The organism is Mesorhizobium metallidurans STM 2683 (genome assembly GCF_000350085.1).
GTDB classification, from domain to species: domain Bacteria; phylum Pseudomonadota; class Alphaproteobacteria; order Rhizobiales; family Rhizobiaceae; genus Mesorhizobium; species Mesorhizobium metallidurans.
In genome coordinates this window covers 1-16,051 of the sequence record NZ_CAUM01000139.1, presented here as the reverse complement: position 1 = coordinate 16,051, position 16,051 = coordinate 1, and the positions used below count along the sequence as shown (strand labels likewise).

The 16,051-nt window shown below is 64.4% G+C and carries 11 protein-coding genes; 5 read left to right on the top strand and 6 right to left on the bottom strand.

All coding sequences use genetic code 11. The annotated features are described in order from the left end of the window. Positions 1 to 60: 60 nt before the first annotated feature. Both MESS2_RS23160 and MESS2_RS23155 read right to left on the bottom strand, forming a co-directional pair. Positions 61 to 1,350 carry an ABC transporter substrate-binding protein gene (locus tag MESS2_RS23160; protein WP_008876918.1) on the bottom strand — a complete coding sequence of 430 codons (1,290 nt, stop codon included), beginning with the start codon at positions 1,348 to 1,350 and terminating at the stop codon, positions 61 to 63. Between the two features lie 36 nt (positions 1,351 to 1,386). Then, positions 1,387 to 2,475 (bottom strand): ABC transporter ATP-binding protein, encoded by a 1,089-nt coding sequence (locus MESS2_RS23155; RefSeq protein WP_008876917.1) that lies wholly within the window; start codon positions 2,473 to 2,475, stop codon positions 1,387 to 1,389. A gap of 262 nt (positions 2,476 to 2,737) precedes the next feature. Here MESS2_RS23155 and MESS2_RS23150 point away from each other — a divergent pair, with 262 nt between their 5' ends. The 5 genes from MESS2_RS23150 (at position 2,738) to MESS2_RS23130 (ending at position 11,685) form a co-directional block, all read left to right on the top strand. Further along, entirely contained in the window at positions 2,738 to 3,451 is a 714-nt protein-coding gene (locus MESS2_RS23150; RefSeq protein WP_008876916.1) for a GntR family transcriptional regulator, read from the top strand. 317 nt (positions 3,452 to 3,768) lie between these two features. After that, positions 3,769 to 5,793, top strand: a complete 2,025-nt coding sequence (locus MESS2_RS23145; RefSeq protein ID WP_008876914.1) for a di-heme oxidoredictase family protein — start codon at positions 3,769 to 3,771, stop codon at positions 5,791 to 5,793. Continuing rightward, positions 5,790 to 7,220, top strand: coding sequence for a putative sulfate exporter family transporter (locus tag MESS2_RS23140; RefSeq protein WP_008876913.1), 1,431 nt, complete (start codon positions 5,790 to 5,792; stop codon positions 7,218 to 7,220). Before MESS2_RS23145 ends, MESS2_RS23140 begins: the two co-directional genes overlap by 4 nt. Positions 7,221 to 7,232: 12 nt before the next feature. After that, complete coding sequence (locus MESS2_RS23135; RefSeq protein WP_244440061.1) at positions 7,233 to 7,976, top strand: phosphoadenylyl-sulfate reductase; 744 nt, start codon at positions 7,233 to 7,235, stop codon at positions 7,974 to 7,976. Positions 7,977 to 8,457: 481 nt separating this feature from the next. Beyond that, positions 8,458 to 11,685, top strand: a complete 3,228-nt coding sequence (locus MESS2_RS23130; RefSeq protein ID WP_008876909.1) for an AfsR/SARP family transcriptional regulator — start codon at positions 8,458 to 8,460, stop codon at positions 11,683 to 11,685. 57 nt (positions 11,686 to 11,742) lie between these two features. On the opposite strand, the gene MESS2_RS23125 is transcribed toward MESS2_RS23130, so the two are convergent. The 4 genes from MESS2_RS23125 to MESS2_RS23110 all read right to left on the bottom strand — a co-directional run bounded on the left by MESS2_RS23125 (position 11,743) and on the right by MESS2_RS23110 (position 15,905). After that, a complete protein-coding gene (locus tag MESS2_RS23125) occupies positions 11,743 to 12,378 on the bottom strand; it encodes a LysE/ArgO family amino acid transporter (RefSeq protein ID WP_008876908.1) in 636 nt (211 codons plus the stop codon). Between the two features lie 167 nt (positions 12,379 to 12,545). After that, positions 12,546 to 13,724, bottom strand: a complete 1,179-nt coding sequence (locus tag MESS2_RS23120; RefSeq protein WP_008876907.1) for a hypothetical protein — start codon at positions 13,722 to 13,724, stop codon at positions 12,546 to 12,548. A gap of 280 nt (positions 13,725 to 14,004) precedes the next feature. After that, entirely contained in the window at positions 14,005 to 15,024 is a 1,020-nt protein-coding gene (locus MESS2_RS23115) for an isopenicillin N synthase family dioxygenase (RefSeq protein ID WP_008876906.1), read from the bottom strand. A 185-nt stretch (positions 15,025 to 15,209) separates the two neighbouring features. After that, positions 15,210 to 15,905 carry an SDR family NAD(P)-dependent oxidoreductase gene (locus tag MESS2_RS23110; RefSeq protein ID WP_008876905.1) on the bottom strand — a complete coding sequence of 232 codons (696 nt, stop codon included), beginning with the start codon at positions 15,903 to 15,905 and terminating at the stop codon, positions 15,210 to 15,212. Positions 15,906 to 16,051: the final 146 nt, after the last annotated feature.

Genomic DNA, 16,051 nt, shown 5'->3' with positions numbered 1-16,051 from the left:
TCCGGCAGGACAGAGGGAGGCGCGAAGGAATGCAACATCTCAACTATTGCCTGCTTTGCATCACGCCGCGATGAATTCGTTCCAGCGCTTCACCATGTAGCGGTCTTCGTCCATCACAGAGTTCCAGCAGGCAACCTTGCCCATGCGGTTTTCGAACGAGCCGCCGTCGCGCACGGCACCGGCCTTCTCCATGACCTTGCCGTCCGGCGACAGGATGTCGCCCTTGGCCGGCTTGCCTTCGATCCAGTAGCCCCACTCGTCCTCGGACATGAACTTCTTGGCCGAAACCATATTGGCGGAGTAGTAGCCTTGGCGGTTGAGGTAGCCGCCAACCCAGCCAGACGTGTACCAGTTGATGTATTCGTAAGCTGCATCGAGCTCGGCGCCCTTGAGATGGGCCGCGAGGCCAAGTCCGCCGCCCCAGGAGCGGTAGCCTTCCTTGAGCGGCTGGAACCGGCAGGCGATACCCTTGGAGCGAACGGCGGCGACAGCCGGCGACCACATCGACTGGATGACCACTTCGCCCGACGCCATCAGGTTGACGCTTTCGTCGAAGGATTTCCAGAAGGCGCGGAACTGGCCGCCCTGCTTTGCCTTGATCAGGAAGTCGATCGTCTTGTCGATCTCGTCCTTGGTCATGTTGCCCTTGTCGGCGTATTTGATGTTGCCCATGGCTTCCATGATCATCGCGGCATCCATGATGCCAATGGATGGGATGTTGAGTATCGCGGTCTTGCCCTTGAAGGCAGGATCCATGATGTCGGCCCAAGTGGTGATGTCGCGGCCGACGAGATCGGGGCGGATACCGAGCGTGTCGGCGTTGTAGATCGTCGGCACCATGGTGAACCAGTTGGTCGGCGCCTTGGCGAAGACCTTGCTGTCCTGTGCCTCGACATAGCCGACCGTGTGCGGCGCGGTGCCCTGGGCGATGACGCTGTCGGGCGTCAGCTTGCCGGTTTTGAACAGCGGCACCAGTTCGTCGTAATATTTCAGCTTGCTGACGTCCATCGGCTGCAGCACGCCGGTGGGAAACACCTTCTTGGCGATCCAGTATTCGATGTCGGCGATGTCGTAGCTGTCGGGCTGGGTCACCGCGCGCTGGGCTGCCGCGTCGGAGTCGGTCGCCGTCATCTCCAGCGTGATGCCGAGGTCGGCCTTGCACTTGTCGGCGATGGCGTTGAGGTTCGACACGCCTGTGCCGAACTGGCGCAATGTGATGTTCGACTGCGCCCAGATGGTCGGAAAGCCTGATATGGCGCCCGAACCGGCGGCAAAGCCGACCGCGGCGGCACCTGTCTTCAAGAGCGAGCGGCGGGAAATTCCTGTTTTCTTGTCGGCGGTGTTGGTCATGGTCAGTTCCCCTGTTCTGGTTTGGTTGGTTATGGTTCAGGAATCGAGACGGCCAAGGACGATCGCGTCCTCGGAGTCCCAGGCGATCGGCACCGCGTCGCCGACGGCAACCGGCTTGGCGAAGAAGCTGGTGTCGTCGACGATGACCGTGAAATCCTCGATGCCGGCGCCGTTGACCGAGAGCTTCACGGTCGAGCCGCGGTACTCGATGTTGGAAACGATGCCGGTGAAGCCCAGCCCCGCTGCCGGCGCCTCGCCGATGCGCACATGGTCGGTTCGGATGGCGATGTCGATCGGTTTGCCGATCCCCCTGCCCTGCCCGCTGGCCGCAAGCGAGACGCCGCCGGGAACATCGAAAACAACCATGCCGTCGCGGCTGCCGCTGACGCGGCCGGAGACGACGTTATGGTCGCCCATGAAACGGGCGACGAAGGCCGTGGCCGGCCGTTCGAACACGGTTCGCGGATGCGCCGCCTGTTCGATGCGGCCATCGTTCATCACCACGATCAGGTCGGCCAGCGCCATCGCCTCCTCCTGGCTGTGAGTGACGTGGACGAAGGTGATGCCGAGCGAGGTCTGCAGTTTCTTCAGTTCCGCCCGCATGCGGATTTTCAGGAACGGGTCCAGCGCCGAGAGCGGTTCGTCGAGCAGCAGGGCCTCGGGATCGGTGATGAGCGCGCGGGCCAGAGCGACGCGCTGCTGCTGGCCGCCCGAAAGCTGCGCCGGGCGACGGCTGGCATAAGCCTCCATCTGCATCAGCTTGAGCATGTCGAGCGCCCTGGCGCGGCGCTGTTCCTTGCCGACGCCCTTCATCTTGAGGCTGAACGCAACATTGTCGACCAGGTCTAGATGCGGAAACAGCGCGTAGGACTGGAACATCATGGCGGTGCCCCGCTTGGCCGGCGGCAGGTCGGTCACCACAATGTTGCCCAGCCGCACGTCGCCGCTGGATATGCTCTCGTGCCCGGCGATCATGCGCAGCGTCGAGGTCTTGCCGCAGCCGGACGGACCGAGCAGGCAGCAATAGGTTCCGGCGGGGATCTTCAGGCTGATGTCTTCGACGGCGGTGGTTGCGCCATAGACTTTCGAAACGGACACGATGTCGATTTCGGCGGCTTTGGACATTCGGCTCCTCGCTTTTGTCGCATTAACCAAAGCATCATGCGTGCCAACTGCCCGTCGCCGGTTGTAAGCGTTTGAATCCTGGTAATAATCAGCGTTCAGACCGGCTGCCTGCTGAAGCGGCCCCCTTGTGCAATGCACAAATTATGGGCGATTGTAGGCGATGCCGGTAGAAATCGTATGCAATCTTTTCTGACATCGCGTTCACTTTGGCTCTCGTCCAGACCACCCGATTCAGGCTAGAAGGGTTTGGGACCTTGCCGCCATGAATATTGCCGACCAGACATTCCCTGCTGCCGACAGTGCCAACGAGGATCGCGCCCAGGCGATCCGCGACCAACTGCGCGACGCCATCGTCGACCGCCGGCTGGCGCCTGGGACCAAACTGTCCGAAGGCGAGGTCGGCACCTTGTTCGACGTCAGCCGCACCGTGGCGCGCGCGGCACTGCAGATGCTTTCCTTCGAGGGATTGGTGCGGACCGAGCGCAATCGCGGCGCGTTCGTCGCCAATCCGTCGCCGGAGGAAGCGCGGCAGGTTTTTGCCTCGCGCCGGCTCATCGAGCCCGGCATCGCGATCGCCGCAGCCGGGCGCATGACGCCGGCGCATGTCGCTGCCTTCAAAACCCAGCTTGAAGAAGAAGGGCGCTTCATTGCCGAACGCGGCCCGAGCGCGAGACGATCGGAGATCAAGGCGTCGGGTGATTTTCACCTGCTGCTGGCGTCGGTCGCGGGAAACGTAATCCTCCAGCGCTTCATGGAGGAACTGGTGGCGCGTTCGTCGCTGGTGATCGCGCTTTACGGCCGTTCCGGCGTCTCGAGTTGCGGCCATAGCGAGCATATGCAAATCCTGGAAGCGCTTGAAAATGGCAGCTCCGAACGCGCCAGCGCATTGATGCTGCGCCACATCGACCATATCGAGGCCGACCTCGATCTCCGTGTCAGGGGTGGTCCGGCGCTCAGACAAGCCCTCGAACTCTGACGATTGCAGCAAACTTTCCTCTTCCTTCGCCTGTGGCCAACTGATCGACTTGACAATGCGGAAGCGGCCCGCCAGCGTTTACGATGAGGCTGGCGAATTGATGCCGGTCATAGCGGATGCCGTAAGCCATCCGTAGGCGCGCGCGTTTCAAAGATTCCGCCGGCTGGCATAACCATGTGCAGACTGCCGACGGAGACGTCGCGATGCGAAAAGGCCGTGCAGTGACCGCTACAGATTTCGCCGGAGCCTGTCGGCCCCGGCGATGGCCTGCGCTATCGGGTCTTTCGGCCCGCTGGACCATATTGAGGGCGGCAGCAATGTTTCTCGGCCTGCTGCCGGTCTCGGGGGCAGCGGAAGACCTGGTCCCCGATTGGCGTCTCCGCGCCCGCATCGTCGCTGTCGGGCTGCCGGACGTAGCCGGCGTGCGCGAGGTGGGGCGCTTCCATGTCGGCGGACCGATACCGGCAAATCCGGAATTCCTGATGGCGACCCGCGAAAGCCGGGTGCTCGATCCGCTGAGAGTCCTAGTGGCCGTCGGCAGCAATTTCGGCGCCCCGCCGGGCGATCCCGCATTCAGCGCCGGCGCAATCCTGTCCATCGATCCCCGGGGGACCGGATCCAACAGCGCCATCGTCGTTCCCCAAGACCTCACCGGCGACAATCGGGACATTCGGGTCCAGATCTACACGGCGCAGAGCGAACAATTTCTCAACAGCCGCTACAATAGCGGCGCCCGCACCGCCCTTTTCGCGGCCGCCTCCGGGCCACGCTACATTTCCATCAACAACGCCTTCGGCAGACCCTGGATCGCGAACGCACCGAACGGAATCGGTGGCGAGGGCAGCGTCAGCGTTGTCGATCCCGACGGAGTTCCGCTTGCCAACGCGCCGAGCAGCGAGGCCGGCGGCGTGTTCGCCGGCCGGCTTACCGATCGTGAGCGGACGCCGAAAGCGCAGCCCAGCGGATGGCTCGCCAAGCTCATGAACTACCGGGCAAGCGGCCAGCTGACATCAGGCGGATTGCAGACCGGCGCGCTCGGAACCGCATTTCTCGGTCCGTCGCCGGATGGCAGCGGCTTTGCCGTGTTCGCGGCCGTCACCGCCGATGGCGGCGTGGTCCAGATCCATGTCCAGGATGGCGTCGACGGCCTGGCCAATCCTGGCACGGTAAGCACCGGCCCCGGCATCGGTGACGACCCCGGCGTCATCGGCGTCGCCTTCAAGTGGAACCCGGACCGGGTCCTCTATGTCGCCGATCCCGGCCGCGATCGGCTGGTGCTGCTCGACCTGGAGGACGACCGGCGGCATTTCACGGTCGCCCGGACCCGTACGATCTCGCTGCCGCAGTTCGACCGCCCGGTCGACATCGCCGCCGCCATTCCCGAAATCGCCAATCCGCAGTTCTCCAGCCACACGACGCTCGCCGGCGGATCCGATCTGTTTGTCGCCAATCGCGGCGACGGCTCGCTGCTGCGGCTCAGCCAGGACGGCCGGCTTCTCGCCCGGGCGACGATAGAGATTCCCGGCCTCGGGCCTCTCGGACCCGATCGCCTTCGGGCGATCGCGACCTCTGCGGACGCGCAGCGTATCTGGATAACGATAGGCGGCAAGCTTCCCGGATTTCCGAATCGCGACGGGGCGCTCATCGAGATCCCGGCCTTCGACGAACACGGCGCATCGGCAGTGACGCAAGAGAGGCAAGGCAAGGCCGCCGACGTCAATCTGGCGGCGCGCGGAAGACAGCTGTTCCAGTCCGACTTCACCCTTCAGACGGGTCTCGGCCCATTATTCAACGCAACGTCCTGCGTGGCCTGCCATCCCGGCCCCGGCGGTGCAAGCACCGATGAAGGCCATTTTGTGCGCAGGATAGCCCAGATGGATCCGGGGTCCGGGCGCACGGTTGCGATCGATCATCCCAACAGCCCGGTTGCCAGGCGCTATGCGCTGGGCGACGGCAACGCGACGGTGCCGGCGGCGATGCCGCGCCAGGCCAATGTGATCTCGCTGCGCATGCCGCCCGCTCTCTACGGCATCGCCAGGATCGACGAGATACCCGGCAGCGTCATCGAGGCCCAGGCGGTCAGCAAGGGCGACGGCATCAAGGGCCGCGCGCATCATGTCGTCGACGCCAACGGGGCATCGCGGGTCGGCCGGTACGGCTGGAAGGCTGATATCGCCAACCTCGAAGAGATGGTGGCGGACGCTTTCGCAAAGGAAATCGGCGTCACCAGCGCGATCGGCACCGGCCGCGAGACACAGGCGCAGCCGGTCGAGCAGGATGCCGCGCAGATCGACGCGGTGGCTGCCTATCTGCGAACGCTGTCCGACGAGGCAAGGCCATGAGCCTCGCCCTGGCGCTCTCGCATGCGCCGGGAAAAGCGCGCCCGGTCCTGGCGGGCGTCATCGTTGCCGCCGCGCTCGCCCTTGCGGCCGGCTGGATCGCCGGCGGACTTGGCGAGCCGCTGTCGCGCAATCCGGTCCTCGTCGCCATGCTCTTCGGCCTCCTGATCGGCAACAGTTTCGCCTGTCCGGATGCCTTGCGCCCGGGGCTCGACTTCACCAAGCGCTATCTGTTGCGGTTCGCGGTGGTGCTGGTCGGCTTCCGCATCACCACGCGGCTGTTCCTGGATCTGGGCTTCATGCCGCTCGCGGTGGCGGCCATCGAGCTGGCCCTGGTCCTGAGCCTGCTCTACGCCATCGCGCGCAAGCTGTTCAGGCTCGACGCCGAAGTCGCGCTGCTCGTCGCTACCGGCAGCGCCGTCTGCGGTGCCGCGGCGATCCTGTCGATGGCGGCGCTGGTGCGCGCGCGCGACCAGAGCGCCGGCATCGCCATCGCCTTGATCACGCTGAGCGGCACTGTGGCACTGCTCGTCTATCCCGTCATGTTCCTGGGCGGTTGGCTGCCGCATCTCGACGACCGCCTCTATGGCGTGTTCGTCGGGGCGAGCATCTTCGAGCTGGCGCAGGTCTACGGCGCCTCCTTCGCCATCTCGGACGGAGCGCTGAACACCGCCACGCTGGTCAAGCTCAGCAAGGTGCTGATGCTCATCCCGCTGCTGCTCGCCGCCGGCCTGGTCCTGCGCGGCCGAAACAAGGGACAAGCGGCGGCGCCGATCCCGTTCCCGTGGTTCATCGCCGCGTTCGTCGGCGTGGTGCTCGTCAATTCCGCGATCACGCTTGATCCGCAACTGCGCCGTGCGATCCTCGATGTCGACCAGTTCCTGTTCCTGATGGTGATGGTCGCGCTTGGCATCACCACACGCATCGGGCGGCTCGGGGAGGCCGGCGGCGCCTGGCGCCTGATCGGCGTCGGTCTTGTCGGGGTGGTTCTGTCGGCGGCCCTGGCCTATGGCGCGCTGCTGCCCTTCTCGGCGGCCTTCCAGGCGGCGGCGCCTTCGTCGAGCGAAAGCGCGATGCTTGGCAGCCATGGCGGAAGGCTGTTCGCTTCGACCGGTTGCGCCAAATGCCATGTGCCGGCGCTGGAAGGCGTCAACGGCGAGGTCCGGCTCTACTCGGACCTCCTGCTGCACGATATGGGGCCGGCGCTCGACGACAAGATCGTCCAGGGCGATGCCATCGGCGCCGAATGGCGGACCGCGCCGCTCGTCGGCATCCGCCTGCGCCAACGCTATCTGCATGACGGCCGCGCGACCACGCTGCGCGATGCCGTCTTCGCCCATGGCGGCACGGCGCAGATCGTGCGCGACCGCTTCTTCGACCTTGGCGACGCCGACCGCCAGGCGATCCTCGATTTCGTGGCGAAGCTATGATGCGGCTGCGCCATGCCATCGGTCAGCGGTCGAACCGCCATGTATGAAGCCGTCATCGCAGAGCTCGACCATCTCGACGGTCCCGACCTGCTGGCGCCACTCGTCACCGGGCGGCTTTGTGGAAATATCGCGCTCATCTCCTCGTTCGGCGCGGAATCGGCGGTGCTGCTGCATATGGCGGCTTCGATCGACCGGTCGCTTCCCGTCATCACGCTCGATACGGGAAAGCTGTTTGCGGAGGCGATCGCCTATCGCGCGCAGCTGACGGCGCTGCTCGGCCTGACCGATGTGCGCGTGGTGAGGCCCGACGCGGATGCCCTGCGGGCGTTGGACGCTGCCGGATCGCTGCACCGCCGCGATCCGGACCGGTGCTGCCACATCCGCAAGGTTCTGCCGCTCGAAGAAGCCCTGAGCGGGTTCAAGGCCTGGATTTCCGGCCGCAAGCGATATCATGGCGGGCTGCGCACCGATGTCTCGACGCTCGAGGAAGATGACGGGCGCCTGAAGGCCGACCCGCTCGCCCGCTTCACGCACCTTGAGATCGAGGCCTATCTCGATCACCATCGCTTACCCCGGCATCCGCTCATCGAGAAAGGCTACTTCTCGATCGGCTGCGCGCCCTGCACGGTCGCGGGCGGCAGCACGGACAATCCGCGCGCTGGCCGCTGGAGCGGACTGTCGAAGATGGAGTGCGGGATTCACCGGTCGCCGGCTCCCTCTTGCAATTCGGCCCGGCCCGCTTCCGATTTCCGGTAGGTCCGCAGCCCGAAATCGACCATTGCCGCTTCATCCGCGAAGCCACTGTGGCATGATTAAAAACTGGGCAAGTTCGCGAAAACTAGGAGATCAGCTGCCCGGAAACTAGGTGACCGTACCGATGTGCGCGGATGCTGCAGCGCACAGGATCAGCTCGTGAGTCTGGACGGGACTGCAAGGCAGCCCATGAGCTTGCCAATCGGAAGGAATAGCAATGATCCGATATTCTACCCCATTTGGTCGAAGACGGAGTGGGGGATCCACCGCTCGCCCATTCCCTCTTGCAATTCTGCCCAGTCTACTGCCTGATTTCCGGTTGCGCGGAGATCGAGGTCCGCAACCCCAGAATCGGCCATTGCCGCTTCATCCGCGAAGCCACTACGAATTGTCGCATGGTTGCGCTACGCTAAGGCCGATCCGGGCGGCGGAATGGTCATGGCGACACGCCCGACCCTCGATGATCGGTCGAGCGGGAGCCCCCATGACCCCCATAGACGCTGTCGAAGCCGATGCTAGGCTCTCGGGCACAGGCCGGATCGCCAAGCTGGCGGCGCCGCGCAGTGCTGCGATACTGAGACGCAACCGTGTTCTCGAAGCGATCGATCTGAAATCACGATCGAGCGTATGCTGGGTGGCCGCGCCGGCCGGCTACGGTAAGACGACGGCGGTCATCGACTATCTCCAAAGCGTCGAAGCGCCGCATGTGTGGTTCCGCATTGACGAGGGCGATCAGGACATCGCGCGCTTCTTTCAATATCTGGCGCGATCACTGGCCTCAGCACACGCGATTGGGGAAATGCCGGTCTTCGGCGTCGAATATGCCGAGCAGCCGAAGGAGTTCGCCAGGCGCTTCTTCAGGGCCTATTTCGCGCGACTGAAACCCGGCACCATTCTGGTCCTCGACGATTTGCACGATGCCGACACGCCGGAGTTTCGTGGGGTGCTTTCGGTGATGTTCCGCGAGCTGCCGGACACGGTTCGGTGCATCTGCGCCTCAAGAACGCTGCCACGGGAGGAACTGGGCGACCTCGTCCTCAGGGGTCAGATAGCCGTTGTCGACAGGTCGGCGCTTGAATTCTCGACCGCGGAAGCGCGCGATCTCGTCCAACTGCGTTCAAAGAACGGCGCGGTCGATGTCGAAGCCGCGCGCGGCTGGGCGATCGGACTGGTTCTGCTCGCGGATCACGGTTCGACGGTCGGACCTGACGACACGGGCGGCGGGCAGAACGCGCTGTTGGATGTTCTTGGCCGCCACTTCTTCCTTTCCCTTCCCGCCGCCGACCAGGACATGCTGCTGAAGCTCAACCTGCTGCCCGAAATCAGCGCCGGACTGGCGGACGAGATGATAGGATCGGGCGAGGCGGGAAAGCTGCTCGACAGGCTCTACAGGCGGCAGTTGCTGGTCACGCATACGGAAAGCAGCCGCGACGTCTTCTACCTGCACGATTTGCTGCGGGATTTCCTCGACCGGTGTTTTGCTGAGCGCTTGCCATGGGAAGAGCAGAGGTTGCTGAAACGAAAGGCGGCGACGATCCTGGTCGAGGCAGGCCGTGTGGACGAAGCCATACCGCTTGCCTTGCAGGCCGAGGACTGGGGCCTTGCCGGCAAACTCATATTGAGCCGCGCGGAAAGTGTGCTGGCGCAAGGTGGCCGGGCGACCTTTATCGACTGGTGCGGCCGATTGCCGGAAGCGCTGATGAATGGCTGGCATTTTTATTGGCTGGGCGTGGCCCATGTGCCGGACGACGTCGCGGCGGAGCGCTGGCTGGCGAAGGCATGGCAGGCCTTTGGCGAGGCCGGCGATCCGCGCGGCCAGTGTCTTACAGTGTCGCGCGCGGTCCTGGTCAAGACGGCCAGTTGGCGGACCTACGAAGGCCTTTCCGTGTGGACCCGCCGGGCGTTCGAGCTGGTCGAACGCGGCCTGCCGGAACTGCCCCCCGAGGAAGCCATGCTGGTCCGCATCGGCATGATGCGGGCGCTCAATTTCGCCGAGGACTATTACCGCAGCAGCCCAGCCGGACAAGCGCTGGAAGCCGACCTGCTCGAGCGGTTGACCAGGAATGCCGGGCAGTATCCCAGCGGATTGCGGTTGCTTGCCAGCGAAACGCTGATCGATCTTTCGGCGTCGACCATGCGCGCCGATCTGTTCGCCAAGGCCGTCGACGGCGTCATCGATGATTTGAGCGACAAGGACGCGCTGCCCTGGATCCTCGGCATGTGGCTGGTCGCCTTCGGCGCGGAGAGCGGTCGCTACTTTCCCTACAAAAGAAGGAATTTTCCCTATCCGTCGTCCGAAGCGGCGTTGCGGGCGGCGATCGCCATCGGCGAGCGTGAATCGCTCAGGAGCGTGGAGTTCGGCGGGCTCTACCATCTGCAGATGCAGATGAAGGTCCGCAACGATTTTGCCGAATTCCACCAAGTGGTCGGACGACTGGCCGAGATCGGCGACAGCCGCTTCACCACGCAGGTGGCCGTCGTCGCCGATTGCCATGCCGCGCTGCATGCAAGGCAAGGCGATTTCACGGCCGCCTATCAGGATTGCGAGCGCTTCATGGCGGCGATCGAGGCCGCCAACGAGCCGATGGTCGAGCGCTGGCCGCACTACATCACGAAGTTCCAGGTGCTGCTCGCCGACAGGAAACCGCGCGAAGCCGCCACGCTTCTTGGCGAGCTGCTGCCTCGGCTGGACGGCGGCGCTCACAAGCGGAGCGAAATATGCATCCTGGCGGCCGGCGCCCTGGAAAGTCTGTGGGACGACGATCCAAATTATGGCGACCGGCTGAAGGCCTTCCTGGAGGCGCTGCGCGACATCTCCTGGCCGATGGTGCTCCTCAACGTTCCGGAGCTGCTCGCCGAATTGCTTGGCGACGCGCTTGAGCGCGGCATCGAACCGGAGCTCTGCCGCTCGCTGATCCGCCAACGCCGGCTGAACGTGCCGCGGCGGCGGCAAGCGGCCTGGCCCTGGCCGCTCAGGGTCCATGTTCTCGGCGGCTTCCGGCTCGAACTCGACGGAGAGCCTCTGCCTCTCGGCGCCAAGCCACCGACCAAGGCGCTCGACATATTGCGGGTGCTGGCGATCTCGAAGGACAACATTTGTTCGCTGGAAACCCTCCAGGACTGGTTGTGGCCCGACCTCGACGGCGACCAGGCGCGGGCGGCGTGCGAACAAGCGCTGCACCGCCTGCGCAAGCTGCTGGGGCGCACCGACCTCATCGCCCAGCGCGAAGGCAAGCTTCGCCTGGTGTCGGACAGGGTCTGGGTCGACCTTGCCGACTGGGATGCTCGGCTCAAGGCCGTCGCGACGGCCAACGGCGGGACTGTCGGACTGCACCCCGACGCCGAGGCGCTCTTCCTCGCATTTCCCGGCCCGTTGTTTGTGCACGAGCGAGCAAGTTCCTGGTCGCTCGCCGCTTCCGAAAGAGTGCGTCGCGATCTGATCGATCTGGGGTTGCGGATCAGCCAGCGGCTGGAGGCGACCGGCAACGCCGATCAGGCGCGTTCCACCTATCTCAGGGCACTGGATTTTTATCCGGATGCCGGCCCGATCTGCAAGGCGCTGATCAAGGAGCGGCTGTCGCGCCGTGATTTCGAAGGCGCGGTCGACGATTATGCACGCTACGAGCGGGCGCTGCGTGCCGCCGGAGAAGGCAGGCCCGCGGCCGAAATACGCGCCCTGGTCGATCCGCATCTCGCGCGGCACGCGCGCTGACGAAAATTCTCCGCGCGGCCCAGCAAAATTCCGGGTTATCGTGAGCCCGGCGATCACTCAAGCGCCTTTCAGGATGTTTGCAATCAGGACAAGGGCGGCGAGGATCAGAACAAGCCCGGCGACAATGTCCATCCGCTTGCGATGGATCGGGTGGTCGAAACGGCGCGACAGGCTCAATCCGGCCAGGCTCCAGCCATAGAACTTGATTGCGGAGGCCGCGAGGAACCCGGCGGCGAACCCCGCCTGTTCCTCGCTGCCATAGCTGAATGAGAGCACGCCGACGAGAAACATCGCCTCGAACCAGACCAGCGGATTGAGCCAGGTGACGGCAAGCATCGAGCCGATCGCACGCAATCGGGATTTGCGGCCTGACGCAACAGTCTCGATGTGGGATGTCCGGCTGACCGCGAGCAACGTGCGTACGCCCCACCAGGCGAGAAATCCGGCGCATGCCGCCTGCAGCATGCCGGAGATCGCGGGATTGTGGGTCAGCAGCGTCCCAAATCCGCCGATTCCCATCGTGACCAGGGCGATCTCCGAGACGTAGCCCGTGGAAGCGACCGCGAAAGGATGGCTACGCGTCAATCCTGCCTGGATAAGCATCAGGTTCTGGGGCCCGAGGGAAAAGATCAGCCCGAGGCCGAACACGAAGCCGGACACCGTTGCCGGCGACAACAGGGCGTCGGCCGTCATGCGACGTCACCCGGTTTCTTCGACCGTGCATTCTTGCGCATCTCTTGCCTCCCACGCGTCGCAGCGTGGAGGGCAGGCACATATGGATCACTTACGGGACAAAGCCGGCAGCGCCGTTTTTCAGGTCACGCCTCGGGAGTTCAGGCCTGGCGCAACGATCGATTTGTTCAAACAGGCAGTGTGGCGCCTATCCAGTCCAGACGCGCGGCGGGGACGAGGCCGTAATTATAGAAATTGATGCCGTCGACATCGGGCGCCAGAGCCGGCCTGACCTTGGCGGCAAGGATGTCGGGGCCTGCCATTTCCGGGTAGAAAAGCCGGTAACCGGCGCCGAGGAATTTCTCCGCGCCTAGCGTGGCGCGGCCGGCCGCCATCAGGCTTGCGACATCGCCGGCCTGCATGTCGTAGGCGCACAGGATCGCCCCGTCGCAGACCTTGCCGAGCGCCGCCAGATCGCAGCCGCCGAGCCAGCCGTCTTTCAGGTCGATGATGACGACCTTCGTTGCGGGGTGGGCCACTTCGCGCAGTTCGGCGACCAGGCTGGTCACCGGCTCGAAGCGCCATATGAGATAGGCGTGGAGTTCCGGCCAGGGCAGAAATACTTCGAGGCCGCCGGCGGGAAAGTCCGGAAAGCGCCGTTCCGGCACCGCGCGCTCGCAGGTCTCGGCGATCCATTGGCCGACGCGCTTGCGCGCCGCCTCGCCGTCGACGCCGGCGCCGGCCGCACGGGCGAGGCAGGACGGGCAGAAGCACAGCGACAGGAGAAAGTCGTCCTCCGGCGTCAGGCCGACGCCATCCTTCTCGTGGTGGTACTCATGGGCAAAACCCATGAAGGACGGGCTTTCAAGCTCGATCCTGTCCGGCCTGTAGCTGTGCGTGACATCGGCGACCAGCGCGCGGACATAGGCCCGCGCATCCGGATGCGACGGACAGAGGTTGTAATAGTTGGGATCGCCGAAGGCGTTGCGGGTGACGGCCTGCGGATGCAGCATGCCGAGGCGGGTATTGTGCAGGCAGACCGTCCAGCAGGAAACCCTGAGCCCGCCCGCATCGCGCCTGCGGACAAGGTTGCCAAGCACGTCGCCACCCTCGGTGATCACGTCCGCGACCTTGGGCTGGATGGCGAGGCTGACCCAGCGCGCCGCCGTCGGTTTGAAATAGATGGTGCCGTCTTCGGGGAAATAGGCCTTCCGGCGCGGACTGCGCGGCTGCAGGAAGCGGCCGGCATGATAGGAGGTGGCGAGGCTGATCATGTTCAGCCCGGCGCGCTCGACAAGGTCGCGTTCGACCGTCTCCAGGCCCAGATCCTGGATATCCCAGGGATAGGTCCACATCGAAAGCTGCATGAAATATCCTCGAGTTCTGGGCGCCGCTGGTCGGTCGCTGCCGGGACGCGAGGGAAACTCCTGCCTTCATCGAAGGCGATTTGCAAGGAGTGCGGAAAAATGGCCGGGCTCGAATACGGCCCGGCCAAGAAAGAAGGTTTACAACCTTCAGAGGGGAACACCGTTCAGCGGAATGGGAGGAAACCGCCGAACGATTTTACCTTTATGAGCTGATTTGGGCGCGTTGGCGACGGATAAAATTCCAAAACCTTAAGCAAACGTGAAATTCCCGTCCCCCGATTCAAACCGGCGCCGCACCGGTTGCAAGCAGGTCCGAATAGTGGCGGCGCGCCACGTCGGGATGGGAGCGCAGGCGGCTTTTCAACACATTGGTTCCGACATCGCGAAACAACGGATTGTCGGGGTCGCTCGCCGGCCCGCGTGTCTCGGTCGCCAGTTCCTCGGGCAAGGCAAGCAGCGGGATCGTCGCATCGAGCCGGGCGCTGAAGAAGAAGGGGATGGAAATCCTCTCGGCGCCGGCCGGCGGCGTCACGACACGATGGATTGTCGCCCTGAGATAGCCGTTCGACGCCAGTTCGAGAAGTTCGCCTATATTGACCACCAGCGTTCCGGGGAGCGGATCCACATTCACCCAGCTGCGGTCATAGTCGACCTGCAGCCCCTTGTTGTCGTCCTGCAGCAGGAGTGTCAGGAAGCCGCCATCCTTGTGCGCGCCGACGCCCTGGTCGTCGCCGGTCGAATGCCGGCCGGGATAGCGCACGATCTTCATGCGGTGGTTGGGCTCACCGCGATAGATCGGGTCGAACGCGTCCTCGCTCTGGTCGAGCGACAGCGCGAAGGCCTTCAGCAGGCGGATCGCCACCGCCGTTGCCTTGGCCTGCCATGCCAGCAGCGCCGGCTTCAGCTCCGGCAATGAAGCTGGCCACTGGTTCGGCCCTTGCAGCCGCGTCCAGGCGGGAACGCCTGGACCTTGCGGTATGGGCGGACGCTCAACGCCGATATCGAGCTGTTCGCGCCAGTCGGCCTTGCCCTTGGTCAACTCACCGCCGGCGCGCGTATAGCCCCGGAATTGCGAGGACTTGACCATTTCGATCGCCAGCTTGTCGGCTTCGGCCAAGGCAAAGAACCGCCGCGAGGCGTCGAGCACTTCCTCGATCTCCGCAGCTGATATGCCATGGCCGCTGAGATAGAAGAAACCGACATCGCGGGCTGCGGTGCGCAGGTCGAACAGAAAGGTCCGCTGCTCCGATGCGCCCTGTTCGAGACGGCTGAGATCGAGCACAGGTACAATCCTGGCCATGGTCAGGCTCCTTCCGCTTGGATCACATCCCCTACGGTGGCACGCAGGACGCCGCGATCAAAGCAACGTCCGATCCAATCTCGACACGAATGGAAGAAAGTCAGCGCTGCATTTGATGGCCGGCGGGCAAATAATGTCCGAACGGCGTTATTGGCTCTGCGCGCGAATTACCGTGCGACTAATGGTCAAAAACTCTCGACCCATGGCCGCAATTCGAGCTCCGAGCTCCATGCACTGCGGTGCTGACGATGGACGGCAAGATAGGCTTCGGCGATCGCATCCGGGGACAGCCGGCGATCCTGCTGGTCGGGTTCGCCGGTCTGTCCGGGCCCGTTCGATGCGATCGAACCGTCGATGATGAAATGCGCGACATGGATGTTTTTCGGCGCAAGTTCGCGGGCCATGGATTGCGCCAGCCCGCGCAGGCCAAACTTTGGCATCGCAAATCCGGCCGAGCCCGAAAACCCTTTGACGCTCGCGGTGGCACCAGTGAACAGGATCGAGCCCGAGCCACGGAAAAGCAACCGGCGGGCCGCCTGCTGGCCGACCAGGAACCCGCCATAAGCGCCGACCAGCAATGCCTGCCTCACCGCTTCGGGATCGAGATCGGCGATCGACCCGCGGGTGCGGCCGCTGGCGTTGAACACCGCAAGCGACAGCGGACCGGCCTTGTCGACTACATCGAACAGGTTTGCGACCGAAGCGGCGTCGGCAACGTCCGTCTCGACCACCAGCGCGCCAGTCTCATCGACCAGCGCGGCGAGCTTGCCGACGTTGCGGGCAGCCAGAACCACCCGAAAGTCCTCCTTGGCGAGAAGGCGGGCGAGCGAGGCGCCCAGCCCCGGTCCTGCGCCTGCGATAACTGCAACGTCGGATGTCATGGAGTTTCTCCATTTTTGGATACTGGCCAACGCAAAGTCGCTCCTTCCGCCGTGGCAGGCAAGAAAAAGCATTGCTGCAAGTTCCTGGCATCAGCCCAGCCGGCGGGCTTCACCATGGCCGGGCGCCGTCGATGACTTCCATGGCG

Bases quoted from the DNA above. Each gene is read 5' to 3' on its own strand.
- MESS2_RS23115 (WP_008876906.1), bottom strand. From the start codon at position 15,024: ATGGCCAGGATTGTACCTGTGCTCGATCTCAGCCGTCTCGAACAGGGC.
- MESS2_RS23145 (WP_008876914.1), top strand. From the start codon at position 3,769: ATGTTTCTCGGCCTGCTGCCGGTCTCGGGGGCAGCGGAAGACCTGGTC.
- MESS2_RS23150 (WP_008876916.1), top strand. From the start codon at position 2,738: ATGAATATTGCCGACCAGACATTCCCTGCTGCCGACAGTGCCAACGAG.
- MESS2_RS23135 (WP_244440061.1), top strand. From the start codon at position 7,233: ATGCCATCGGTCAGCGGTCGAACCGCCATGTATGAAGCCGTCATCGCA.
- MESS2_RS23110 (WP_008876905.1), bottom strand. From the start codon at position 15,905: ATGACATCCGACGTTGCAGTTATCGCAGGCGCAGGACCGGGGCTGGGC.
- MESS2_RS23155 (WP_008876917.1), bottom strand. From the start codon at position 2,475: ATGTCCAAAGCCGCCGAAATCGACATCGTGTCCGTTTCGAAAGTCTAT.
- MESS2_RS23140 (WP_008876913.1), top strand. From the start codon at position 5,790: ATGAGCCTCGCCCTGGCGCTCTCGCATGCGCCGGGAAAAGCGCGCCCG.
- MESS2_RS23125 (WP_008876908.1), bottom strand. From the start codon at position 12,378: ATGACGGCCGACGCCCTGTTGTCGCCGGCAACGGTGTCCGGCTTCGTG.
- MESS2_RS23120 (WP_008876907.1), bottom strand. From the start codon at position 13,724: ATGCAGCTTTCGATGTGGACCTATCCCTGGGATATCCAGGATCTGGGC.
- MESS2_RS23130 (WP_008876909.1), top strand. From the start codon at position 8,458: ATGACCCCCATAGACGCTGTCGAAGCCGATGCTAGGCTCTCGGGCACA.
- MESS2_RS23160 (WP_008876918.1), bottom strand. From the start codon at position 1,350: ATGACCAACACCGCCGACAAGAAAACAGGAATTTCCCGCCGCTCGCTC.